The 22,577-nt window shown below is 71.0% G+C and carries 19 protein-coding genes and 1 pseudogene; 11 read left to right on the top strand and 9 right to left on the bottom strand.

Going from position 1 to position 22,577, the window contains the following annotated elements:
* Positions 1–61: 61 nt before the first annotated feature.
* The 6 genes from ppsA to KV205_RS06015 all read left to right on the top strand — a co-directional run bounded on the left by ppsA (position 62) and on the right by KV205_RS06015 (position 7,324).
* Positions 62–2,464 carry a phosphoenolpyruvate synthase gene (ppsA, locus tag KV205_RS06040; RefSeq protein ID WP_265862794.1) on the top strand — a complete coding sequence of 801 codons (2,403 nt, stop codon included), beginning with the start codon at positions 62–64 and terminating at the stop codon, positions 2,462–2,464.
* A gap of 242 nt (positions 2,465–2,706) precedes the next feature.
* Positions 2,707–3,120 carry a CBS domain-containing protein gene (locus KV205_RS06035; RefSeq protein ID WP_265862792.1) on the top strand — a complete coding sequence of 138 codons (414 nt, stop codon included), beginning with the start codon at positions 2,707–2,709 and terminating at the stop codon, positions 3,118–3,120.
* Between the two features lie 213 nt (positions 3,121–3,333).
* Positions 3,334–3,789, top strand: coding sequence for an Hsp20/alpha crystallin family protein (locus tag KV205_RS06030; RefSeq protein WP_265862791.1), 456 nt, complete (start codon positions 3,334–3,336; stop codon positions 3,787–3,789).
* A complete protein-coding gene (locus KV205_RS06025; RefSeq protein ID WP_265862790.1) occupies positions 3,786–3,980 on the top strand; it encodes a hypothetical protein in 195 nt (64 codons plus the stop codon). Before KV205_RS06030 ends, KV205_RS06025 begins: the two co-directional genes overlap by 4 nt.
* 46 nt (positions 3,981–4,026) lie before the next feature.
* Positions 4,027–4,617: a hypothetical protein gene (locus tag KV205_RS06020; protein ID WP_265862789.1), complete on the top strand. Its 591-nt coding sequence runs from the start codon at positions 4,027–4,029 to the stop codon at positions 4,615–4,617.
* Positions 4,610–7,324 (top strand): cation-transporting P-type ATPase, encoded by a 2,715-nt coding sequence (locus KV205_RS06015; protein WP_265862788.1) that lies wholly within the window; start codon positions 4,610–4,612, stop codon positions 7,322–7,324. The genes KV205_RS06020 and KV205_RS06015 overlap by 8 nt, the downstream gene beginning before the upstream one ends.
* On the opposite strand, the gene KV205_RS06010 is transcribed toward KV205_RS06015, so the two are convergent.
* From KV205_RS06010 to KV205_RS05990, 5 genes are all read right to left on the bottom strand, one after another.
* On the bottom strand, positions 7,294–7,953 hold the full coding sequence (locus KV205_RS06010; RefSeq protein WP_265862787.1) for a DUF4389 domain-containing protein: 660 nt from the start codon (positions 7,951–7,953) through the stop codon (positions 7,294–7,296). The two genes, KV205_RS06015 and KV205_RS06010, sit on opposite strands and share 31 nt — an antisense overlap.
* Before the next feature lie 5 nt (positions 7,954–7,958).
* Complete coding sequence (locus tag KV205_RS06005; protein WP_265862786.1) at positions 7,959–8,564, bottom strand: CBS domain-containing protein; 606 nt, start codon at positions 8,562–8,564, stop codon at positions 7,959–7,961.
* On the bottom strand, positions 8,561–9,226 hold the full coding sequence (locus KV205_RS06000) for a CBS domain-containing protein (protein WP_265862785.1): 666 nt from the start codon (positions 9,224–9,226) through the stop codon (positions 8,561–8,563). Before KV205_RS06000 ends, KV205_RS06005 begins: the two co-directional genes overlap by 4 nt.
* Positions 9,227–9,236: 10 nt before the next feature.
* On the bottom strand, positions 9,237–9,707 hold the full coding sequence (locus KV205_RS05995) for a cyclic nucleotide-binding domain-containing protein (protein WP_265862784.1): 471 nt from the start codon (positions 9,705–9,707) through the stop codon (positions 9,237–9,239).
* Between the two features lie 93 nt (positions 9,708–9,800).
* Entirely contained in the window at positions 9,801–11,228 is a 1,428-nt protein-coding gene (locus KV205_RS05990; protein ID WP_265862782.1) for an MBL fold metallo-hydrolase RNA specificity domain-containing protein, read from the bottom strand.
* 173 nt (positions 11,229–11,401) lie between these two features.
* On the opposite strand from KV205_RS05990, the gene KV205_RS05985 reads away from it, so the two are divergent.
* On the top strand, positions 11,402–12,481 hold the full coding sequence (locus tag KV205_RS05985; RefSeq protein WP_265863281.1) for a zinc-dependent alcohol dehydrogenase family protein: 1,080 nt from the start codon (positions 11,402–11,404) through the stop codon (positions 12,479–12,481).
* 1,036 nt (positions 12,482–13,517) lie between these two features.
* Here KV205_RS05985 and KV205_RS05975 read toward each other — a convergent pair.
* Positions 13,518–14,506, bottom strand: a pseudogene (locus tag KV205_RS05975) (nitroreductase).
* Between the two features lie 22 nt (positions 14,507–14,528).
* Complete coding sequence (locus KV205_RS05970) at positions 14,529–15,152, bottom strand: CBS domain-containing protein (protein WP_265862781.1); 624 nt, start codon at positions 15,150–15,152, stop codon at positions 14,529–14,531.
* A 248-nt stretch (positions 15,153–15,400) separates the two neighbouring features.
* On the opposite strand from KV205_RS05970, the gene KV205_RS05965 reads away from it, so the two are divergent.
* The 4 genes from KV205_RS05965 to KV205_RS05950 are packed head-to-tail and all read left to right on the top strand — an operon-like array spanning position 15,401 to position 21,493.
* Positions 15,401–16,222, top strand: a complete 822-nt coding sequence (locus KV205_RS05965; protein ID WP_265862780.1) for a universal stress protein — start codon at positions 15,401–15,403, stop codon at positions 16,220–16,222.
* On the top strand, positions 16,219–17,079 hold the full coding sequence (locus tag KV205_RS05960; protein ID WP_265862778.1) for a universal stress protein: 861 nt from the start codon (positions 16,219–16,221) through the stop codon (positions 17,077–17,079). Before KV205_RS05965 ends, KV205_RS05960 begins: the two co-directional genes overlap by 4 nt.
* Before the next feature lie 7 nt (positions 17,080–17,086).
* Positions 17,087–19,708 carry a cation-translocating P-type ATPase gene (locus tag KV205_RS05955; protein ID WP_265862777.1) on the top strand — a complete coding sequence of 874 codons (2,622 nt, stop codon included), beginning with the start codon at positions 17,087–17,089 and terminating at the stop codon, positions 19,706–19,708.
* Between the two features lie 51 nt (positions 19,709–19,759).
* Positions 19,760–21,493 (top strand): GAF domain-containing protein, encoded by a 1,734-nt coding sequence (locus KV205_RS05950; protein ID WP_265862776.1) that lies wholly within the window; start codon positions 19,760–19,762, stop codon positions 21,491–21,493.
* 1 nt (position 21,494) lies between these two features.
* On the opposite strand, the gene KV205_RS05945 is transcribed toward KV205_RS05950, so the two are convergent.
* A complete protein-coding gene (locus tag KV205_RS05945) occupies positions 21,495–22,181 on the bottom strand; it encodes a response regulator transcription factor (RefSeq protein WP_265862775.1) in 687 nt (228 codons plus the stop codon).
* A gap of 67 nt (positions 22,182–22,248) precedes the next feature.
* A partial coding sequence (locus tag KV205_RS05940; RefSeq protein WP_265862773.1) for a CBS domain-containing protein occupies positions 22,249–22,577 on the bottom strand: 329 nt, incomplete at its 5' end.

Here is a 22,577-nt window from a genome sequence, read left to right as displayed (position 1 = left end):
CCCGTCTGGCCGACAGCTCCCGTACTGAGGACGCCCGAGACCACGGAGCACGGAGGATGTCATGGGACCGATGGGACGCGCCGTACGGTTCACGGAGTTGGGCCGCTCGGATGTCGGCCGGGTGGGAGGCAAGAACGCCTCGCTGGGAGAGATGACGAACCGGCTCGGCGCCGCAGGCATACGCGTACCGCCGGGCTTCGCCACCACCGCCGAGGCATACGAGGAACTTCTTGCGAGCCACGGATTGCGCGACTCTGTCGAGGAGCAGATCGGCCGCCTGCGCCAAGGGGCGCCGCTCGACGAGGTCGGGGCGGCCATCCGTTCGTCCTTCCTCGCGCGGCCACTGCCCGCGCCGCTGCGGGACGCCATTCTGACCGCGTACGAGACGCTGGCCGAGGAGAGCGGCCGGGAGGCACCCGAAGTGGCCGTGCGCAGCAGCGCGACGGCCGAGGACCTGCCCGAGGCCAGCTTCGCCGGACAGCAGGAGACCTATCTGAACGTACGCGGACCCGAGGCGCTTCTGGAGGCGTGCCGGCGCTGCTACGCCTCCCTGTTCACCGACCGGGCGATCGACTACCGCGAGCGGATGGGCTTCGACCACCTCGCCGTCGCCTTGTCCGTCGGCGTCCAGCTCATGGTCCGCTCCGACCTCGCCGGCGCCGGTGTCGCCTTCACGCTCGACCCGGAGAGCGGCTTCCCCGAGGTGATCGTGGTGAGCGCCGCCTGGGGTCTGGGCGAGACTGTCGTCAGCGGCCGGGTCGACCCCGACGAGTACACGGTGTTCAAGCCCAGCATGAAGGACCCCTCCCTCGACCCCGTGATCGATGTGCGGATCGGCACCAAGCGGCTGAAGTGCGTGTACGCGGACACCGGGCTGACGCGCACGGTCGACACCCCGGACGCCGAGCGGAACCAACGGGTCCTCACCGATGCGGAGATCCGCGATCTCGCCGCGTGGGCGGCCGCCGTCGAGGAGCACTACGGCTGCCCGATGGATCTGGAATGGGCCAAGGACGGCCTCACCGGCGAACTCTGGATCGTCCAGGCGCGCCCTGAGACCGTGCAGGCGCGTCGGCGGTCCACGACTCTGCGCCGCTGCCGGCTGACCGCCGTCCCCGGTGATGCCCTCGCGGAGGGCATCGCGGTCGGCGAGGCGATCGGCCAGGGCCCCGTCGTCGCCCTCGACGCCCCTGTCGACCTCGACCGCTTTCCGAAGGGCGGGGTTCTCGTCACCCGAGTCACCGACCCCGACTGGGAACCGGTCATGAAGAGGGCGTCGGCGATCGTCACCGACCACGGCGGACGCACCTCGCACGCCGCCATCGTCAGCCGCGAACTCGGCGTCCCCGCCGTCGTCGGCACCGGCAACGGCACCCAGGTTCTGCAGGAGGGCAGGCAGGTGACCGTGTCGTGTGCCGAGGGCGAGCGCGGACGGGTGCACGACGGCCTGCTCGCGTACGAGGAGATCCTGACCGACCTCGCGGAGCTGCCCGCCACGCGCACCCGGGTGATGCTCAACCTGGCCGACCCGTCGGCCGCGTTCCGCTGGTGGCGGCTCCCCGCCGATGGAGTGGGTCTCGCCCGTCTTGAGTTCATCGTCGCCCACCAGGTGAAGGTCCATCCGATGGCCCTGCTGCACCCGGAGCGGCTCGATCCTCATGACCGTCATGTCATCGACCGGCTCACCGAGGGGTACCTCGACCGTGGAGAGTACTTCGTCGAGCGCCTCGCCAACGGGATTGCCCGGATTGCCGCTTCCCGCTGGCCAACCCCAGTCGTCGTCCGGACCAGCGACTTCAAGACGAACGAGTACGCCAAGCTGCTCGGCGGCCGACCCTTCGAGCCGGACGAGGCCAATCCGATGATCGGCTGGCGCGGTGCGAGCCGCTATTACAGCGACGGCTACCGCGAGGGATTCGCCCTCGAATGCCGTGCGCTGCGCCGGGTCCGTGAGCGGATGGGACTGACGAACGTGGTCGTCATGATCCCCTTCTGCCGGACTCTCGCAGAGGCGGACCAGGTGCTCGCGGTGATGGCGCAGGAGGGACTCGTACGAAGTGAGAACGGCTTGCGCGTCTACGTCATGGCGGAGATTCCGGCCAACATCATCCTTGCCCAGGACTTCGCGGAACGCTTCGACGGGTTCTCGATCGGCAGCAACGACCTCACCCAGCTCACCCTCGGCGTCGACCGCGACTCCGAGGCCCTCGCCCACGTCTTCGACGAGCGGGACCCCGCCGTCGTCCGCAGCATCCAGACCCTCGCCTCCCGCGCCCACGCGGCCGGCCGCCCTGTCGGACTCTGCGGGCAGCGGCCCAGCGACGATCCGGCGTTCACCGCGATCCTGGTCGACGCGGGCCTCGACTCCATCTCCGTGGCGCCGGACAGCTTCGCAGCCGTCAAACGGCACGTGGCCCGCGCGGAAGCGACGCTTGAAAGGGGCACCGGAGGACGGGAGGAGTGACCATGCCCAGGAAGACACGGCACCGACTCGCCCAGGACGCCGGGCCGACGGCCAAGCCCGGTCGACCGGCGGCCACAGACACGCGCCGCGGTCACCTCGAGAAGCACCGGCCACCCGCAGAGGGAACGAACCGGCTTCCCCTGCGCCCGGTGCACACCATCAGGGTGTCGACGCTCTTCCTCTGAATGAACGGCGTATCGGCCGGATCACGAGTGAGGGGGGCCTGAAAGGAGGCTGCGGCCATGACGACCGCAAGGGAGATCATGCATACCGGTGCGAGCTGCGTGCAGGAGAACGAAACTCTGATGGACGCCGCGCGCCGCATGAGCGAATTGGATGTCGGCGCACTGCCCATCTGCGGGCCCGACAACCGGCTGCACGGCATCATCACCGACCGGGACATCGTGGTGAAGTGCCTCGCCAAGGGCAAGGACCCCCACCACATGACGGCCGGGCACCTCGCCCAGGGCAAGCCGATCACCGTCAACGTGGACGCCGACAGCGAGCAGGTGCTCCGCACGATGCAGGACCACCGCATCCGCCGCGTGCCCGTGATCGACGACCACCGCCTGGTCGGCATGATCAGCGAGGCGGACCTGGCCCGGCACCTGCCGGAGGAACGAGTGGGCCACTTCGTCGAGGAGATCTGCCGCTGAACGCACCGGAACCGTGGCGCAAGGGGTCGGTCGGTCCCGGTGTGGCCCGTTCGGCCCCGTCGGACAGCCCCCTTGGATGCTGCGCCACGTGACCTCGCGGGCGGACGATGGGGTTACGGAGTCGGACCGGCCCCGTAACCCGGTCCACGGCCCGTCCGTACCGACTCGGGTCCACGGTGACCACCCTGGGCCCCGGGAACGAGGAGCAGAACAATGGCCGGAGGCAAGGTGGAACGCAGGCACAGCCTCTTCCCCGACTTCAACGACTGGTTCAACCGGGAGTTTCCGGGGCTGCCCGGGTGGCGACCCGCGACGGCCGCGCACTCCATTCCGGTAGAGGTGTCCAGCGGCGCCGACGGGTACGTGCTGCGGGCCGAACTGCCGGGGATGGACCCCGACGACGTCACCATCACCGTCGACGACAACCTGATCACGGTGAGTGCGGAACACAGCGAGAGCGAGGAGGACAAAGAGCACTCGGAGTTCCGCTACGGATCGTTCCGCCGGACCGTGCGTCTCCCGGCCACCATCCCGGCCGACGACGTCGAGGCGTCGTACGAGGACGGCATCCTCACCATCCGCGTCCCGATGCCCGCGCAGGAGACCGGTGCCGCACGCACCATCCCGGTGAAGCGAGGCGGCACCCCGCCCGAAGCAGCCACGTCGTGAACCCCTGGCGAGTCCCGGTCGCCTGCGGCAGCAAGGCCGGCGGGACCGCCAGGATCACCCGGGAGACCGGCAACACGCTCCAGCACGACGGCTTCGACGCCGTCGTCCTGCCGGGCGGCGACTTCCGCAGTCCGGAACGGATCCGGGCATGGACCCACCACATCGGAACGGAACTGGACACCACCCCCTGAGCGGTGTCGCGGTCCTCATCCGGCCACACCCGACGGGAGGTGCGGCATGACTCACCAGGAGCCTTCGGGCAGTGGGTCCACCCCGCCTGTGGAAGGATCCCGCGGGCGTGCCGCCTTTGTCCTCGTCCTGATCATCGCCATGGTCTGCGGCGCTGTGGCCGGCGGAATGCTGTGGAACGCCGGAGCGAGGGTCGATCGTGAACTCACCGCCCACCGTCATCAGGTGCGGGCGACCACCACAGGGCCGGCCAAGGAAACACCCGCCGCCGGGTACGGCACGAAGCCGCAGGCCCTCGCACCGGCGGTGTGGGAACAGCCGGAGCACGTCCGCCGCTCCGGGACGATCCATGTCCCGCCGAGGACGCCCCCGGGCCGCATCGTGACGATCTGGGTGGACGACGCAGGGTTCCCCGCCCAACTCCCGGGCAGCGCTGCGGACCGGGCATTCACCTCCCTCTCGGGCGGTATCGCGGCAACGGGTGCCGTCGGGGTGGCGGGAGCCGGCGTGGTCTTCCTCGTACGGCGGCGGAGCGAAGGCCACCGGCTCGCCGCCTGGGAACGGGAGTGGGAGCAAGTGGAGCCCGTGTGGTCCGGCCGCCTGCACCGGGGCAGTGATGCCGGGGGCAACGATGACTGACCGCGCTGCCGGCCGAACCGCAGCGGATCCGAGCGCCACCCCTGCCCCGGCGCTGCCCTTCGACCCCAGCGAGCCTCTGCCCAGGTTGCGCCGGGAACTGGCCACCGGCCCGGATGGGCTGTCCGCTCGCGAGGCGGCCCGCCGACTCGCCGTTCACGGACCGAACGAGGTACGGCGCAAGGCCCGTTCCTCCTTCGCTCGGGAGCTCGTCGGACAGTTGATCCACCCGCTGGCCCTTCTGTTGTGGGCCGCTGCCGCGCTGGCCTTCGTCGCGGACCTCGGGGTGCTCGGCTGGGCGATCCTGGCGGTCATCGCCGTCAACGCGGCCTTCGCGCTGCTTCAGGAACGGCAGGCCGAGCGGGCGGTGGAGACCCTCGCGCGCTATCTGCCCGAGCACGCCCTCGTCGTACGCGACGGCCGGCCGCTCACCGTGGAGGCCCGCGACCTGGTCCCGGGCGACGTGATCCTCCTGGAGGAGGGCGACAAGGTCCCTGCCGACGCACGCGTCACCGAAGGCGGAGTGGAAGTCGATCTGTCGATGCTCACGGGGGAATCCGTGCCGGCCGAGCGCATGGCCGCGGCGGGGCTCCTCGGCGCTCCGTTGCTGGAGGAGCCGAACCTCGTCTTCAGCGGGACGACCTGCGTCGAGGGACAGGCTCGGGCCGTAGTGTTCGCCACCGGCAACCACACCGAGCTCGGCCGGATCGCCGCCCTCAGCCAGCGGACCCTGCGCGAGGCGAGCCCGTTGGAACGACAGGTCAAGAAGGTCGCCTGGCTCATCGCCGGCGTAGCCACCGGCATGGGGGCCCTGTTCCTGGTCCTGGGCGTGGCGGTCGGACTGCCGGTGACCGACTCCCTCATGTTCGCCATCGGGCTCCTCGTCGCCAACGTGCCCGAGGGGTTGCTTCCGACGATCACGCTGGCCCTGGCGGTCGGTGTTCGCGCACTGGCCCGCCAGGGCGCGTTGGTGAAGCGGCTCAGCGCGGTGGAGACGCTCGGCTCCACGAACGTCATCTGCACGGACAAGACCGGCACGCTGACGCGCAACCGCATGAGCCTGAGAGCGCTGTGGACCGCGGGGCACGGAACGGAACCCGGACCCTGGGCGCAGGAGCTGGTGCGGGCGAGCGCGCTGTGCACCACCGTCACCCGCGAGGAGGAGGGGGAGCTGCACGGCGATCCGACCGAGGCCGCCCTCGTCACAGGGGCTGCCGACCACGGAGCCCCGGTGGATCTCAGCCGGCGCGACGCGGCACGGCGCAGACTGTTCCGCTTCGATCCGCGGCTTCGGTTGATGTCGGTCGTGCAGGACGACGAGGTGACGGGTCGCCTGCGGATCGTCGCCAAGGGAGCGCCCGAGGCGGTCCTGGCCCGTGTCCGTCCGGGCCCTGCCACGGACGCCGCCCGATCGGCGGCGGATGAACTCGCCCGGGGTGGTATGCGGGTCCTGGCCGTCGCCGTACGCGACCTGCCGCGGGGCGCGGAGCCGCCGTCTCGCCGTCAGGACGCAGAGTCGGGACTGGCGCTGCTCGGGCTGGTCGGGCTGTACGACCCGCCGCGCCCCGAGGTGGCGGAGGCCGTCCGCCGCTGCCACGAGGCCGGGGTGCGCGTGCACATCGTGACGGGGGACAGCGGAGCCACCGCCGCCGCGGTCGCCCGGGAGGTCGGCATCGGAGTGCCAAGGCTCCAGGTGATCGCGGCTTCCGAGTCGCTGGGCGACGACGAGCTGGACCGGCTCCTGGTGGAGGGCGACGCCGAGATCGTCTTCGCCCGCTCCTCGCCCGAGACGAAGCTCAAGGTGGCGGACACGCTGCGGGCCCACGGCCGGATCGTCGCCATGACGGGTGACGGCGTCAACGACGCCCCCGCTCTGCACCGCGCGCACATCGGGGTGGCCATGGGACGCTCCGGCACCGACGTGGCCCGCGAGGCCGCCACCATGGTGCTCACCGACGACGACTTCGCCACCATCGTGACCGCCGTCGAATCCGGGCGACGCGTCTACGACAACGTCCGCAAGTTCATCGTCTACATCTTCGCCCACGCCACCCCGGAGATCGTGCCTTTCCTCGTCTTCGCGCTCTCCGCCGGGGCGGTCCCGCTGCCACTCACCGTGCTGCAGATCCTCGCCATCGACCTCGGCACCGAGACGCTGCCCGCCCTCGCCCTCGGCAGGGAACGCTCCGAGCCCGGCATCATGCAGCGGCCGCCCAGGCCACGGCACCAAGGCGTGATCTCCCGCGACATGCTCTTCCGTAGCTGGGGCTACCTGGGGCTGGTGTCGGCGGCCCTCGTCATGGCGGGCTACTTCTACGTGCTCTGGCGCGCGGGCTGGCAGCCGGGCGATCCCACAGGCACGGGCAGCACCTTGCACCACGCTTACGTGACGGCCACGACGGCCACCTTCGCCGGCATTGTCACCTGCCAGGTAGGCACCGCCTTCGCGGCCCGCACCGATCACGCCGCGCTGCGCGACATCGGGGTGTTCTCGAACCCGCTGCTCCTCGCCGGCATCGCCTTCGAGCTCGCGTTCACCGCGGCGCTCGTCTACGCGCCACCGCTCCAGCACCTCTTCGGCACGGCAGCCCTCCCCCTGGACGTCATCCTGCTCATCGCGACGTTCCCGGTCCTGGTGTGGGGCACGGACGAGCTCCGGCGCGCCAGGCGGCGCCGTCGTCAGCGCGCGGCACCCACGGCCGGCTCGTGACCGCCCTGGTCGAGGCGGAAGGGCGGGTAGGTGTCGGTCATGAGGCTCGCGTAGGCGGCGACGCGCAGGACCCAGCGGTTCAGGCCGACGATCAGGGCGAACAGGTCGCGCGGATACCGGTCGGTGAAGGCCACGGCGAAGCCCGCGATGAGTGTGAGGAGCGTGATCAGGCCGCCGCTCCACCAGTGCACCTCCATCCCGCCGGTGAAGAAGGCGATCACCAGATAGTGCGGGATGGCGAGCAGCCACCACTTGACCAGCACCTGCGAGCGGGAGAGCCGCTCCGGGTAGGCGATGTCGAGCCGGGCGGGGTAGTCGCGTTCGGGGCCCAGGCTGAAGGGTGGGTAGCGGTCGGTGCCGAGGGCACCGTACGAGTAGTACGACACGCGCCAGGACCAGCGGAGGACGCCGAGGTTGAAGTCGAACAGGCCCCGGGGGAAGTGCTCGGTGAACAGGATGGAGAAGAACGCGATCACCGTCACGACGAAGAAGGCGATCCAGAGGAAGAACAGCACGATCCAGTGGGGGATCACCAGGATCCATTTCACCAGCCACAGCCAGCGGGAGAGCTGGCTGTCGAGTTCGGCCGTCACCGTCACGGGAGCGTGCGGGGCGCTCGCAGTGTCCATGATCGTCACGTCCTCGTCAGGTCGTCGTGTTCGTACGTGAGCCGGTCGACGACCCCCACGACACCGTCGACGCTGTTGCAGAGTCGGAGAACCACCGGAACCAGGCTGCGGCGGTGGACCATGCCGCTGAGGGTGACCCTGCCGTCCGTGACCTCCACCGAGAGGGCTGACGGGCTCAGTCCCAGGGTGTGGGTGATCACGTCCTCGATGATCTCCTCCTGGATCGCCCGGTCCCTCCGCAGATACAGCTGGACGAGGTCGCTGCGGCTGAGCACGCCGACGAGCTGCCCGTCGTCGTCGACCACGGGCAGGCGCTTGACGCCGGCCCGGTCCATCACTCGTGCGGCGCGCACCACGCTCCACTCGGGTCGGGCGACAACGGCGGGACTCGACATGAGCGCGCCCGCGGTGTCGACCCCGGCCCCGGCGGCACGGCGGCGTACCAGGTCAGCTTCCGAGACCACACCAAGCGGCCGGTTCGCCTCGTCCACCACGCACACCGCGGTGATGTCGAACTCGTCCAGGAGCCGCGCGATCTCCTTGAACGTCGAGTCCGGCACGACACTGACCGCCGTGGGCGTCATCAGATCCGCGACGCTGCGGTGCCTCATTTCTCGTCACCTCCTGCGTCCTGGGCGATGAGCTCGCACCGTACGTCCACCACGCCTTCGACAGCCCGTGCCAGGCGTTCCGCGAGCGGGATGCGCGTGCTGTCGCGGACCTCGCCGGAAAGGGTCACGACACCGCCGTCGACATGGACGTCGACCCGGCGGCGGGAGAGGGGGAACAGGTGCTCGATGACGTCGTGGCGCACCTCGGCGGCGAGGTCGTCGTCCGGGCGGAGGAAGACCTTGAGGAGGTCGGCGCGGCTCACGATCCCCTGGATCACGCCGCTTGCGTCGACGACCGGCAGCCGCTTGACGCGATGGGCGGCCATGAGCCGCGCTGCCTGAGGAAGTGACGCCTCGGGGGCGACGGTGACAGCGGGCGAGGTCATCAGGTCCTTGGCCCGGCGGGAGCCGGCCTTGGCGGTGGCGTCCAGGCGTCGCATCTGCTCGATGAGACCGAGGCGATGGTCGTGGAACTCCTCCTTGAGGAGCAGATCCGCCTCGGAGACCACTCCGACGACGCGGCCCTCGCCCTCGACCACGGGCACGGCGGTCACCTTCCACCGCTCCATGCTGGTGACGATCTCCTTGAACTCCGCGCCGGGCAGGACGGCGAGGACCTTCTTGGTCATCACGTCGGCGACGGTGAACGGCTGGGTGGTCATGACTCTCTCCTCAGCGGGCGTACGCGAGGCTTTCCGCGCCGACGCGCGGCATGAGGTCGTCCAGAAGACGGCTGCGGGCGGAAAGGAGCCGACGTGCCATCGTCGCGGCGACGCAGGCGAACACGGCCTCGCCCACGGACAGGTCCTCCGCGCAGAGCTCCCTGACCGCACTCGCGTCGAACTCGAGGGCACGCACCTCGGTGGTCGCCGTGGCACCGAGGTGCCAGTGGTAAGGCGGGAACAACCACGAGCAGCCGAGGAGGGAGCCGGATGCGAGGGTATCCACGACGGCGTTGCGACGGCCTGGGACATGCATGTCCAGTTCGACGCGACCGCATTCGATGATCCAGAAGCGGTCGGCATGCTGGCGCTCGTGGAAGATGCGCGTGCCCGCGGGGAAGCGGACCGGGCGGGAGTGCTCCAGGAGCTGGTCACGTGCCTCGGGAGCGAGCTCGTTCAGCAGCGTCCGCGTGGTGCTCATGATGTCCTCCAGCCCTTCCCTCACAGGCTCCCGCGCGGCGTGCGGGCACGGGGAGGGCCGCGCAGGTCCACCTGGGGGACCGAAGGGCCCGCCTCAGCGGACCAGGACGGCCTCCCCGGAGCGGGGTACGACGGCCGTCCAGCCCAGTTTGTGGTCGATGCGGTCGCGCAGCGCCTCGGACGCGGCCGGTTCGCCGTGGACGAGGTAGGTGGTGTGCGGGGGAGGGGCGCCGCGCAGCCAGTCGATGATCTGGCCGGCGTCGGCGTGGGCCGAGAAGTGGGGGACGTCGGCGACCTCGGCCCGTACGGGCACGTACTCGCCGAACATCTTGAGCGTCCGCGCCCCGTCCACCAGGTCCCGCGCCCGGGTGCCGGCGGCGGCGAAGCCGACCACGACGACGGCGTTGCGAGGATCGGGGAGTAGCCGGTGGAGGTGGTGCAGGACGCGGCCGCCGGTCGCCATGCCGGCCGAGGAGACGATGACAGCGGGTCCGTGCGTGCTGTTGATGTCGATGGATTCCTGGACCGTCCGGGCGGCGAGGAACGGTTCGGGGCTCAGGGCGGCCTCTCCCTCGGCGAGGATCTCCGGCCGCAGCTCGGCGGACCGCTCGCGTACGGCGTCGCGGTAGACGTCGAGGGCGGCGAGTGCCATGGGGCTGTCCACGTACACGGGCACCGACCGGGGTAGGACGCCAGAGTCGCGCAGTCGGCCCAGTTCGTGCAGGACGACTTCGGTGCGGTCGATCGCGAAGGCGGGTATGACGACGCTGCCTCCGCGGGCGAGAGTCCGGGCGATCACGGAGGCGAACTCCGACCGGGCGGACTCCTGGTCGTGGCGCCTGTCGCCGTAAGTCGACTCCATCAGCAGCACGTCGGCGCCCGAGAACGGCTCGGGCGGCAGGAGCAGCGGGTGTCCGGGGCGCCCCAGGTCTCCGGAGACGGCCAGGGTATGGCCGTCCTCCAGGGTGAGGTGCGCCCAGGCCGACCCGAGGATGTGCCCGCCGTGGTGGAGCGTCAGCCGGTTGCCGGCCATGATCTCGACGCCCTCGTCGACCGAGACGGGGTCGAAGAACGCCAGCGTCTTCTCGACGTCGGAGTCGTCGTAGAGCGGCTTGGCCGGGCGGTGCTTGGACCAGCCGTGCTCGTCGGCGTGCCGTGCGGCCTCCATCTGGAGGCGGGCGCTGTCGCGCAGCACGATTCCGGCGAGCCGGGCGGTGTGGGCACTGGTGAGGATCGGCCCCCGGAAGCCCTGCCGGACCAGGCGCGGCAGGTAGCCGCAGTGGTCCAGGTGCGCATGGGTGACCACCACGGCATCGATGTCGGCTGCATCGCGGGCGAACCGCTCCCAGTTGCGGCGCCGCAGGGTCGCGAAACCCTGGAAGAGACCGCAGTCGACGAGGATCCGCGCATGGTCGCTCTCGACCAGGAACTTGCTGCCGGTGACCGTGCCCACCCCGCCCAGGAAGCTGAGCAGGGCCGGGCGCGGGGTGCTGGGAGCGGGATTCGGGGCTGCTTCGGACATGGCCAGCCCTCCTTCGCCGGGGGCCGGTCTCCACCCTCGCATCCGCCCGATCCGGTCCAGAGAGTCCAAGCGGGCCCCTTTCGGGGGCCGACCGGCTCATGCGCCGCAGGGAGGCTCCGCGGAGCCTGGTGCCGAGGACCGCCGCGACGCGCGACAGGAAGTGGGTGGACGCCGTGAAGGCACTCGTCTTCCGGGGACCGGGCCGTATGGACTGGCAGGATGTGCCCGACCCGGTCATCAAGGAGCCTGGCGACGCGATCGTGCGGGTCGACGTGGTCACCATCTGCGGCACGGACCTGCACATCCTGAAGGGGGACGTCCCGGAGGTGACGCCCGGCCGGGTCCTCGGCCACGAGGCGGTCGGTACCGTGGTCGAGACCGGAAGCGACGTCCGCACGGTACGACCGGGCGACCGCGTCCTGATCTCGTGCATCTCCGCCTGTGGCAGGTGCCGCTTCTGCCGTGAAGGCCGCTACGGGCAGTGCCGGGGCGGAGGTGGCTGGATCCTCGGCCACACCGTCGACGGCACCCAGGCCGAGTACGTCCGTGTGCCCTTCGCCGATCTGTCCGCCCACCCGCTGCCGGAAACGATCGACAGCTTCGACGCCGTCCTGCTCGCCGACATCTTCCCCACCGCCTACGAGGTCGGGGTTCTGAACGGCGCCGTGCGCCCCGCCGACACCGTGGTCGTCGTCGGCGCGGGCCCCATCGGTCTCGCCGCCGTCACCACCGCACGGTTCTACAGCCCGGGCCGGATCGTCGCCGTCGACTTGGCCGAGTCGCGGCTGGCCGCTGCCCGTACCCTCGGCGCGGACGCCACCGTGAACGCGGCCGAAGGCCCGGAACAGCTGGTCGCGGATCTGACCGACGGCCTCGGCGCCGACGTCGTCATGGAGGCGGTAGGCGTTCCGGAGGCGTTCGAGATGTGCACGCGGATGGTCCGGCCCGGCGGCAGGGTCGCCAACATCGGCGTCCACGGCAAGCCGGCGGCCCTCCACCTCGAAGACCTGTGGATCAAGGACGTCACCATCACGACCGGTCTTGTGGACACCTCGTCCACGCCCATGCTGCTGCGCATGATGGCCTGCGGACGGCTGCCGTCGGCAGATCTGGTCACCCACCGGTTCGAGCTGGGGGAGATGGAGGAGGCGTACGAGGTCTTCGGCAACGCGGCCGAGACCGGCGCCATCAAAGTAGCCCTGGGCGGCCCGCAGCACACGGCCGTGAGCCTCCCCGACACGCCGGTGGCCTGATGAACGGCCGAGGCCCGGGTTCTCGGCCGCCGGGCGGTGTCGTCCTCGACACCGACGGCGTACTGCTCGATTCCGCCGTCGTGTACGCGGCGGCATGGAAGGTCGCGTTCGACGCCTGCCTCGACCAGCTCGCGCCCGGCAGCGGGAGACAGCCGCCCGTCGACGCGGACGCCGAGTACGGTCGGCTCGTCGACGGCAGGTCCCGGTACGACGGCGCCGCGGCCTTCCTCACCGCCCGCGGCCTTCACCTCCCAGTGGGAGAGCAGCACGACGCGCGCGGCTGCGGCACTGTCCGGGGTCGCGGCACACAAGCAACAGGCGTTCGTCGCTCTGCTCCGTACGGGAGGCGTCACCGCCTTCGCCGACGCCCGGCCGGCCCTCGTGGCCCTGCGCACGGCGGGCGTCCCATGCGCCGCGGTGTCGGCCTCCCGGCACGCCCGGCAACTGATCCGTGCCGCGGGGCTCGCCGGTCTCCTCGCCGTGATCGTCGACGGCGAAGAAGCCGCTCGGCTCGGCCTCCCCGGAAAACCGGATCCCGGGCTCTTCCTGCGCGCGGCGGCCTCCTCGGCAGCCGTCCGCAGGAGACGGCTGCCGTCGAGGACGCACTCGCCGGGGTCGTGGCGGCGCGTCGCGGCGCCTTCGGTCTCGTCGTCGGTGTCGACTGCACGCCGCTGCCGCGCACCGCCGGCCTCCTGCGAGAGCAGGGGACCGACCTGGTGGTCCCGGATCACATGACGTTGGTCCGGAGAGTGTGGGGTGAGCGCGGATGACCGCGGGCTGGACATGGAGTTACGGCCGGTACGAGCCGGAACGCGGGCGTCTGGTGGAGATCCCCAGGTTCGCTTTCACCCTGTGCGTCGGCCGCCATCGAGGAGTGCGCCTGCGGATGCTTCCCGGTCGGCTGGCCGTCCGGGTACCCGCCTCGTCCGTGGGCCCGCTCGCCGTCTTCCTTCCGGGCGACCGGAGGGTCACCGTCGCACCCGGACAGGAGCGTTGGTTCCGGCTGTGAGGAGCGGATCCGTCCGTCCGAGGCGGTTCAGTCGAAGGCGAGCACCTCGGAGACCGGACGGCGCGGCGTGGCACGGACCCCGGGGCCGTAGCCCAGGCGGGTCACCATGTGGACGAAACCGCCGACCGCGCCGGGATCGCGGGCGTCGGAGCGGAGCTCGGGCCATTCCAGCGGCTGGGACATGAGGGGAGTCGCGAGACCGTCGAGAGTGGCCTGCAGAAGGACCCGCTGCAGGGCCTGACCTGCCTTCAGCCAGTCCTCCGGCGCGTCCCCCGGCGTGCCGAGCAGCGCGATCTGCGGCCTCTTCTCGAAGCGGGCCGCATCACGGCCGGGCACCCGCCGACGGGAGTCGAAGTCCCTGACGGGGAGGTCACGTCGTACTGCCGCGGGCCGAGGGCGTACGCGGGGATGCCCTCGGTGGCGGGGCCTTCCCCGGCCGCACCGGTGCGTGTCCAGGTCGCGATCTCTGCCCGTACGGCCTCGTCCGCTGCTTCGTACAGCGCGGAGGCGTGGACGAGACCCATGAGCATGACGGCACGCCACTCGCCCGGTACGACCAGTCTGCAGTCTTCGAGCAGAGCAGCCGCACGGAGTCCGTCGATCACCTTGCTGGGGATCCGCTCCTCCGCGAACGGGCAGCGGCTGGTATGCCGCCGCGCCAGGGCGGCATGGAGGCCGCCCCATCGCTGTTGGCGTCATCAGGGCCGGTGAGCCGCACGGCGACGAAGTGCCAGGGATCTCCGGGGAACGGCAGCAGCTGCACGACCGGATGCAGGCCCCGGGGACGCGGCGGCGACCCGCAGACCGAACAGGGCGGCGCCGCAGCCGAGGTGCAGGGCGCGGTGATCGGGGTCTCCGTGCGGCATGCCGCGCCGTGGATCACCGTGCAGCTCGATGACACCGGTGTCCGTCCTGGCGACGAACCTCCACGGCTGTGCGTTGTGCATCGAGGGGGCCGTGACGGCGTGTTCGATCAGCGAGGTCACGTGGGGTCGGGTCAGAGCGGTGGTAGACACGGTTCGTCCTGTCTGCGGTGAGTCACCAAGAGAAGTCGTGCGGAGTCCGGGTGGAGGACGTGAGACGTGTGTCGTCCTCATGGAAGGACAGCCGGTCCACGACCGCGACCACGCCGTCGACCCGCTCCGCGAGTTCGACGAGCATCTGGGCCTGGCTGCGTCGCCGGACACGACCGGCGAGCGTCACCACACCGTCGAGGACGTGCACGTCGACCGAGTCCCCGGACAGGTCCATGGCATCAGCGAGGACGTCCTCGCGGATGCGGCGCCGGATCTCCGCGTCCGGGCGGAGGTAGACGCAGAGCAGGTCACGGCGGGTCACGATGCCCACCAGTCGCTCCTCCACGTCGACCACGGGGAGGCGCTCGACTCCGCGACGCACCATCAGCCGCGCCGCGTCGGCCACCGTCTCCTCGGCGTGGACGGTGACGGCCGGCGACGTCATCAAATCCCGTGCGGTCAGCTCGTGGCGGGCCAGGAGGTCGCTCTCGGAGACGACTCCGACGACGTGGTCGTCCTCGTCCAGCACGGGGACCCCGGTGATGTCGTGCTCGGCGAGCAGTTTCGCGATCTCCCTGAACGACGTCGCGGGGACGGCGGAGACCACGTTGCTGGTCATGAGACCGCCGATCTTCATGTGCTTCATCGCGGCGCCTCCTGCCGGGGGTCCGGAAGGTGTGCTGTCCTGTGTGACCAGCCTCCAACGCACGCCTGGGGTCGGCGAGGGCCGAACGGTCCCAGGGCAGGACCGAACGGGCACGTCACTGCCCCTCCGTACTCCGACCGGCCCGGGTGGGGACCTTTGGTCCCGCCATTGGCCCCAGCGGCCCTCCGGCTGCCCGGCACCGACTGCCAGGGTGGAATCAAGTCCCCCGGACCGTGCGAGGAGGAACCATGGACGGAACCACGGCCCGTCCCGGCCTCGGCAGGGTCGTCGTCGGCATCGACGGATCACCGTCCGCAAGCACAGCGGCGATGTGGGCGGCGGAGGCAGCCCGGCGGGGCAGCACGCTCTGCCTCGTCCATGCGGCGGACACGGACGGGTCGGCTCCGTTCCTGCCCCAGACAGAGATTGTCAGGAGCCGGCAGGCGGGGCGGGAACTGCTCGACCAGACCGCCGAGGCGGTCACGGCGCGCCACCCCGAGCTGACCGTCGTCACAGAACTCACCGATGGCGCTGCCCCGGGCAGTCTGCGACGAGCCGTCGCGACCACGCCCGTGGTCGTGGTGCGCGGGGCCGAGCCAGCCGAGCCAACCGAGCCCGCCGAGGTAGGCGTCGTCCTGGCGGCGGTCCGGGACGAGGCCGACGTGGGCTGTGCCCGTGCGGCGGCTTGCGAGGCCCCGTTGCGTAAGGCGCCTGTACGACTCCTGCATATCTGGGGTATGGGGCTGTCCAGCGGGCCGCGGGCTCTGCTGCACAACGGTGGCGAGGAGGTCGCTCGCGATCACGTACGCGCGCTGTCCTCGGTGTCGGACACGGTCCGGGAAGAGTTTCCGGAGCTGACCGTGTACGCCGACGGCCAGAAAACCCACAGTGTGCCCGGAGCTCTCGTCGAGGCGTCGCGCCACGCGGACCTGCTCGTCGTCGGAGGCCGGCGGTCGCCCGGCTATCTCGGACCCACCATCGGACGGACCACGCTGAGCCTGCTGCAGCACGCCCACTGCCCCGTGGAGCTCATCCCTCGGCAAGGGCCCGGACACGGGAGCACGTCATGACACGCACCACGGCCCGACGCGACATCGCGATCGGCATCGACCCGGTCAAGAACTGGCACCTGGCCCTTGCCTGGGCGGTGGACGAGGCTCACCTGCGAGGTGTGGGACTGCGCCTGGTGGTCGCGGTATCACCGCAGCACGACGCCCAACACGTCGACGACACGCACCGTCACCTGGCACAGCGGCAGGCCGGTACCGAAGCCCTGCGTACCGCACTCGCCTGGGCTCAGGCCCGGCAGCCGGGCGTCGAGGCCACCTCCGCCCTTCTCGACGGGTTCCCGGCATCAGTTCTGGCCGGCCTTTCACAGGAGGCGGGCATGGTCGTGCTGGGCTCCCGGCACCTCAGCCGTACCGAGGAGTTCCTGAGCGCCGGCTCCCTGGTCGTCCCGGTCACCGCGAAGGCGCGCTGCCCGGTGGTCGTCGTGGGCGACGCGGAGCACGTCACGCAGGCGACGCCCTATCTCGTGGTCGGCGTCGACGGCAGCGAGTCCTCACGAGCAGCCCTGGCCTGGGCCTTCGAGGAAGCGGACCTCCGGCGCTGCGAGTTGCGCGCCATCGCCGTCTGGCAGCCCCCTGTCTTCTCCCTGCACAGCGGTGACACGCTGTTCCACGCCGAGCGCCGCCTGCTCTCGGAGACCACCGCGGGCTGGGCGGAGAAGTACCCCGGTGTCCGACTCGCCCACGAGGTGTCGATCGGTTCCCCCGTCGAGACGCTCGCGAACGCCGCCGAACATGCCCTGGCCGTCGTCGTGGGCCGTCGGGGCCGGGGTGGGTACACAGGGATGCGGGTCGGTTCCGTCGTCCACGGGCTGCTGCACCGCGCCCACTGCCCGGTGATCACCGTTCCCGCCGGGTGAGCAGGCCATGACCAGGGCAGCAGAGGACCGGGCGCCCGTACGGGTGCGGGAGACGACGGGACTCACCCAGGAGGAGGCCGCCCGCCGGTTCGCCGACACAGGCCCCAACGAGGTGACCGCGAGCAAGCCCCTCCGGCTGCACCAGCGGGTCCTGGCCCAGCTGACGGACCCACTGATCATGGTGCTCCTCGGGGCCGTCGTGCTGACCCTGGCGATCGGCGACCACCCCGACTCGATCGTCATCGGGGTGGTCGTCCTCGTGAACACGACCGTCGGGGTGGCGCAGGAGATCCGCGCCGACAACGCCGTCGCCGCACTCTCCGCCCTCACCGCCCCCCACGCGCGCGTACGGCGCGACGGCGCCGTCTGCGACCTCCCCGCCGCGTCGGTTGTCCCCGGTGACGTCCTCCTGGTCGGTGAGGGCGACATCGTCGCCGCCGACGCCGACCTCGCCGAGGCGTCATCCGTGCTGGTGGACGAGTCCATGCTGACGGGGGAGTCCGTGCCTGTCGACAAGGATCCGGGTGCGACGCTGAGCGCAGGAACCGTCGTCGTCCGAGGCCGAGGTGTGGCGGTGGTCACGGCGACTGGGGCGTCCAGCGCGCTCGGCCGCATCGCGGCTCTGCTCGACGAACGTCGTGAGCCGACCCCGCTGCAGCGCCGACTCGCCGCCCTGGGCCGCATCCTCGCGGCCGTGACGCTCGCCCTGTGCGTCCTGGTGTTCGCCCTTGGCCTGGTACGGGGGCTTCCGCTCGGCACGATGGCGGTCACGGCCATCAGCCTGGCCGTTGCGGCGGTTCCCGAGTCCCTCCCCGCCGTGGTCACCCTGGCTCTGGCTCTCGGGGCCAGGCGCATGGTCACCAGGAACGCCTTGGTGCGTCGGCTTCCCGCGGTGGAGACGCTCGGCTCCGTATCCGTCCTCGCCACGGACAAGACAGGCACCCTCACCGAGGGCCGCATGGTCGTCCAGCACGTCTGGACCCCGAGTGGGAGCGCCGAACTCTCCGGCGTGGGGTACGAACCCGTGGGCGAGGTCCTGGTCGCCGGGAGGCCGGCGGAGGCGGACGAGCTCGAGCCGCTGCGTGAGTTGTTGACGGTGACCGCCCTGTGCAACGACGCCACGCTGCGCCCGGCGGATGACGAGGCGACCGACGGCCGCTGGACGGCGTTGGGCGACCCGATGGAGGCCGCTCTGCTGACGGCAGCGGCCAAGACTGGCTGCCCGGATCCGACAGAACTGGCGCTTACCCGTCCCCGGATCGGAGAGGCGCCCTTCGACAGTCTCCGCAGACGCATGACCACACTCCACGAGACCGGTGGACACGGGGTGCTCGTCTGTCTGAAGGGCGCCCCCGAAGCCGTCCTCGACCCGGCCGTCCTGTTCGATCCTCCGGACGCGCTCGCGGAGGCTCGCCAAGAGGCCGCGCGCCTGGCTGGCCGGGGATACCGCGTGCTCGCCGTGGCATCGGGGATGCGGAACGACATTCCGCACCCGGTTGCCGCGGCGGAGTCGGGGCTCGCTCTCCTCGGCCTCGTCGCGCTGAGCGACCCGCCCAAACCGCATGCCGCAGGAACCCTCGCCTCTTGCCGGGCGGCCGGTATCACCCCCGTCCTCATCACCGGCGACCACCCCGCGACGGCTCGGGCGGTGGCGTCGCATGTCGCGCTCCTGGGCGACGGTGGCGAGCCGGAGGGCCGCGTCGTCACAGGGGCGGACGTGGCCGAGGGACGGGTCGCCGACCTCACTTCGGTACGGGTCTTCGCCCGTACGGACCCCCAGCAGAAGCTGGACATCGTCGAGGCGTGGCGCGCCAGGGGAGCGGTGACCGCGATGACCGGCGACGGGGTCAACGACGGCCCCGCCCTGCACCGCGCCGACATCGGCGTCGCCATGGGCGCGCGCGGCACGGAGGTCGCGCGGCAGGCCGCTGACCTTGTGCTCACCGACGACGAGCTGTCGACGGTCGTGGCGGCCGTCGACGAGGGACGGCGCGTTTACGACAACATCCGCCGCTTCCTCGTCTACGGGATGGCCGGCGGCGCGGCCGAGATCCTCGTCATGCTGATCGGCCCGCTGCTCGGGCTGCCGCTGCCCCTGCGAGCGGGCCAGATCCTGTGGATCAACCTCCTGACGCACGGCCTCACCGGCGTCGCCATGGGCGCCGAACCGGCCTCACCGGGAGCGATGCGACGACCGCCCCGCCCGCCGGACCAGCACATCCTGGGCGGCGGTGCCTGGCAGCGCCTGCTCGTCCTGGCCGCTGTCGTCACGGCGGTCTCGCTCGGCGCGGGACTCGGCGCCCGGGGACTCGGCCTCGCTTGGCAGAGTGTGCTCTTCCTCGCGCTGCTCGCCGCACAGCTGGGCGCCGTCCTGGGACTTCGCTCCCGGCTGTTCACCCGCAAGAACCCGTTCCTCCCGCTGTCCGTCCTCGCCTCCGCTCTCCTGGCCGTGGCGGCGCTGTATGTGCCCTTCCTGAGTTCAGTCCTGGAAACCGAACCGATCAGCTGGGCGGGCGTCTGGATCGCGTTGGCCGGTGCCCCTGCGGCTTTCTTTACCGCGCGACTCGTCCGCACCGCCTTCCGCGGGACGAATCCGGCTGGAGCGCCGGAGACACCGGAACTACCGTGAGTATGTGCTCGTCGGGCGAGGACTGTGCGCTCGACGTGGCCGGAGGTGGTGATGGAGCACGAGGGGTCGGTGCCGGCGGACAGCAGGCTTCCGCGCCTGCGACTCGACGAGCTGCTCGACGAGCTCCAGGCACGTATCGACGAGGTGAGGGGCACCAGGGACCGCCTCAATGGGCTGCTGGAAGCCGTCATGTCTGTGGGCAGGGAACTCGACCTGCCTCAGGTGCTGAAGGGCATCGTGGAGGCGGCCGTCACCCTCGTGGACGCCGAATACGGTGCCCTGGGTGTCATCGGGGACGACAGGAAGCTCTCGGAGTTCCTCCCCGTCGGCATCGGGGACGACCTGCGGGCGCAGATCGGCGACCTGCCCTCCGGGCACGGCCTGCTCGGTGAGCTGATTCGCAATCCCGAACCGCTGCGGCTCTCCGAGTTGTCCGAGCATCCCGTCTCGTACGGCTTCCCGCCCCACCACCCGCCGATGCACACCTTCCTCGGCGTGCCCATCCGGGTCCGCGATGAGGTCTTCGGCAACCTCTACCTCACCGAGAAGCGCGGAGGCGCTGACTTCGACGCCGAGGACGAGGCGGTCGTCACGACCCTGGCCGTCGCGGCCGGCATCGCCATCGAGAACGCCCGCCTGTACGGGGAGGGCCGCCTCCGGCAGCGGTGGCTCGCCGCAAGCTCCGATCTCACCAGCGCCCTCTTGTCCGGCGAAGAGGAGACCGAGGTCCTCGACGAGATGCTGGAGCAGGCGGTGGACATCGCGGCCGCCGACATGGGGGTCTTCCACCTGGTTGGCGCCGACGGTGAACTGCGCGGCTCGCTCGCCCGCGGCGAGGGTGCCGAAGAGCACCGGGGCATCGTCCTGCCCTCCAGTGAAGGAACGCTGGCCGAGGCTGCCCTTGCTCAGGAGGGCCTGGTCATGGTCGCCGACGTCGAGAACGATCCGCGCATCAGGGTTCAGCCCGAACGGTGGGAGGGTTTCGGGCCGGCCGTGGCGGTCACGGTCGGCACCAAAGAGCGGCTGAGCGGGGTGCTGATCCTCGCGCGGCGGCACGGACGGCCCCCGTTCACCGGCTCGGAGAGCACCGCTCTCCCAGGGTTCGCGGGACAGGCGGCCCTGGCGCTCGAACTGGCCGACCGCCGGCGGGACGCCGAGCAGGTGAGTCTCCTGGAGGACCACGACCGGATCGCCCGTGACCTGCACGACTTGGCGATTCAGCGCCTGTTCGCCACCGGGATGACGCTCCAGAGCGCCCGCCGGTTCGTCGAGCACCCGGAGGCCACGGACCGGCTGGGGCGGGCGATCGACGATCTGGACGCCACCATCAAGATCATCCGGTCGACCATCTTCGGGCTCCGGGAACACGACACCCCCGGCGCCCTCCCGAAGCTGAGGAACAGGGTTGTGAAGGTGGTGGACGAGGCGGCGACCACGCTCGGATTCGCCCCCGCCCTGCGCATGGAGGGCCTCCTCGACACGGACGTGCCCTCCGAGGCGGCCGAACAAGTAGTCGCGGTCATCGGCGAAGCCCTGACCAACGTGGCCCGGCACTCTCGGGCTCGCCGAGCCGAGGTGTCTGTCGCCGCCGCCGACGGCGTCCTGGCGGTGACGGTGAGCGACGACGGCGTGGGCCTACCGAAGGGCGGCAGGCGCAGTGGCCCGCGGAACCTGTCCGAGCGGGCCGAGCGGCTGGGCGGCACCCTGTCGGTGCGCGCCAGGGCGGAGCCCGGCAGCGGCACAGTACTCGAGTGGCGGATCCCGCTGTCGACGGAACAGGACTGAGCTACGTCTCCTCGGCTTCGTGCTCGTGGGCCTGCGCGGCGATGACGGCTGCCTGTACGCGGCGTTCGACGCCGAGCTTGCCGAGCAGTCGGGAGATGTGGTTCTTGACGGTCTTCTCGGACAGGTAGAGCCGCTTGGCGATCTGCCGGTTGGTGAGCCCTTCGCCGATCAGTTCGAGTACGGACCGTTCCCGCTCGGACAGCACCGCGAGCCGCTCGTCCTCCGGCGGCTTCGCCGCCTCGGGATCCCGAAGCGAATGCATCAGCCGGGCGGTCGTAGCCGGATCCAGCATCGACTGCCCGGTGGCGACGGTCCGTACCGCCGATACGAGGTCGGACCCCTTGATCTGCTTCAGTACGTACCCGGCCGCGCCGGCCATGATCGCGTCGAGCAGGGCGTCCTCGTCGTCGAACGAGGTCAGCATCAGACAGGCAAGGTCGGGCATCCGGGAACGGAGTTCCCGGCAGACGGAGATCCCGTCGCCGTCCGGCAGCCGTACGTCGAGGACCGCGACATCCGGACGCAGCGCCGGCCCGCGCGCCAGGGCCTGTTCCGCCGTCGACGCCTCTCCGACCACCTCCAGGTCGGGCTCGTCGTCGAGCAGGTCACGAAGGCCCCGGCGGACGACCTCGTGATCGTCGACGAGGAAGACCCGTGTAGGTGCGGTGGCTGCCGGCAGATCGGTCATGGCGACCCCCATGGTCGGTCGGGTAGGTACCCGCCCCCCCACAAGGATTGTCCATCAACGGAGCGTCTCAAGGGGCACCGAGATCCATGCGGACGTCGACGACGCCCTCCACGGCCCGCACCGCGCGGGCGACCAGCGGCGCCATCGACCGGTCGGCGAGCGGCCCGCGGATCGTGGCGACACCGTCCGCGACCGTCACGTCCAGTCCCACGGTGGTGGCCGGCTCGCCGAGTACGGACTGGCGGATGTCCTCCTCGATCTCGGCGTCCGCACGCAGGAACACCTTCAGCAGATCGCTCCGGCTGACCACACCCTCCAGCATGCCCACGCTGTTGACCACGGGCAGGCGCTTCACCCTCCGCGTCGCCATGATCCGTGCCGCTTCGGCGAGCGTCG

It is taken from the genome of Streptomyces sp. SKN60, from assembly GCF_026236535.1.
Taxonomy (GTDB): domain Bacteria; phylum Actinomycetota; class Actinomycetes; order Streptomycetales; family Streptomycetaceae; genus Streptomyces.
Note: the sequence above shows the minus strand (reverse complement) of the source record. Positions and strands in the feature narration are given on the sequence as shown.

Excerpts from the sequence above, each read along its gene's own strand:
- ppsA (WP_265862794.1), top strand. The coding sequence starts at position 62 with ATGGGACCGATGGGACGCGCCGTACGGTTCACGGAGTTGGGCCGCTCG.
- KV205_RS06035 (WP_265862792.1), top strand. The coding sequence starts at position 2,707 with ATGACGACCGCAAGGGAGATCATGCATACCGGTGCGAGCTGCGTGCAG.
- KV205_RS06030 (WP_265862791.1), top strand. The coding sequence starts at position 3,334 with ATGGCCGGAGGCAAGGTGGAACGCAGGCACAGCCTCTTCCCCGACTTC.
- KV205_RS06020 (WP_265862789.1), top strand. The coding sequence starts at position 4,027 with ATGACTCACCAGGAGCCTTCGGGCAGTGGGTCCACCCCGCCTGTGGAA.
- KV205_RS06015 (WP_265862788.1), top strand. The coding sequence starts at position 4,610 with ATGACTGACCGCGCTGCCGGCCGAACCGCAGCGGATCCGAGCGCCACC.
- KV205_RS06010 (WP_265862787.1), bottom strand. The coding sequence starts at position 7,953 with ATGGACACTGCGAGCGCCCCGCACGCTCCCGTGACGGTGACGGCCGAA.
- KV205_RS06005 (WP_265862786.1), bottom strand. The coding sequence starts at position 8,564 with ATGAGGCACCGCAGCGTCGCGGATCTGATGACGCCCACGGCGGTCAGT.
- KV205_RS06000 (WP_265862785.1), bottom strand. The coding sequence starts at position 9,226 with ATGACCACCCAGCCGTTCACCGTCGCCGACGTGATGACCAAGAAGGTC.
- KV205_RS05995 (WP_265862784.1), bottom strand. The coding sequence starts at position 9,707 with ATGAGCACCACGCGGACGCTGCTGAACGAGCTCGCTCCCGAGGCACGT.
- KV205_RS05990 (WP_265862782.1), bottom strand. The coding sequence starts at position 11,228 with ATGTCCGAAGCAGCCCCGAATCCCGCTCCCAGCACCCCGCGCCCGGCC.
- KV205_RS05970 (WP_265862781.1), bottom strand. The coding sequence starts at position 15,152 with ATGAAGCACATGAAGATCGGCGGTCTCATGACCAGCAACGTGGTCTCC.
- KV205_RS05965 (WP_265862780.1), top strand. The coding sequence starts at position 15,401 with ATGGACGGAACCACGGCCCGTCCCGGCCTCGGCAGGGTCGTCGTCGGC.
- KV205_RS05960 (WP_265862778.1), top strand. The coding sequence starts at position 16,219 with ATGACACGCACCACGGCCCGACGCGACATCGCGATCGGCATCGACCCG.
- KV205_RS05955 (WP_265862777.1), top strand. The coding sequence starts at position 17,087 with ATGACCAGGGCAGCAGAGGACCGGGCGCCCGTACGGGTGCGGGAGACG.
- KV205_RS05950 (WP_265862776.1), top strand. The coding sequence starts at position 19,760 with ATGGAGCACGAGGGGTCGGTGCCGGCGGACAGCAGGCTTCCGCGCCTG.
- KV205_RS05945 (WP_265862775.1), bottom strand. The coding sequence starts at position 22,181 with ATGACCGATCTGCCGGCAGCCACCGCACCTACACGGGTCTTCCTCGTC.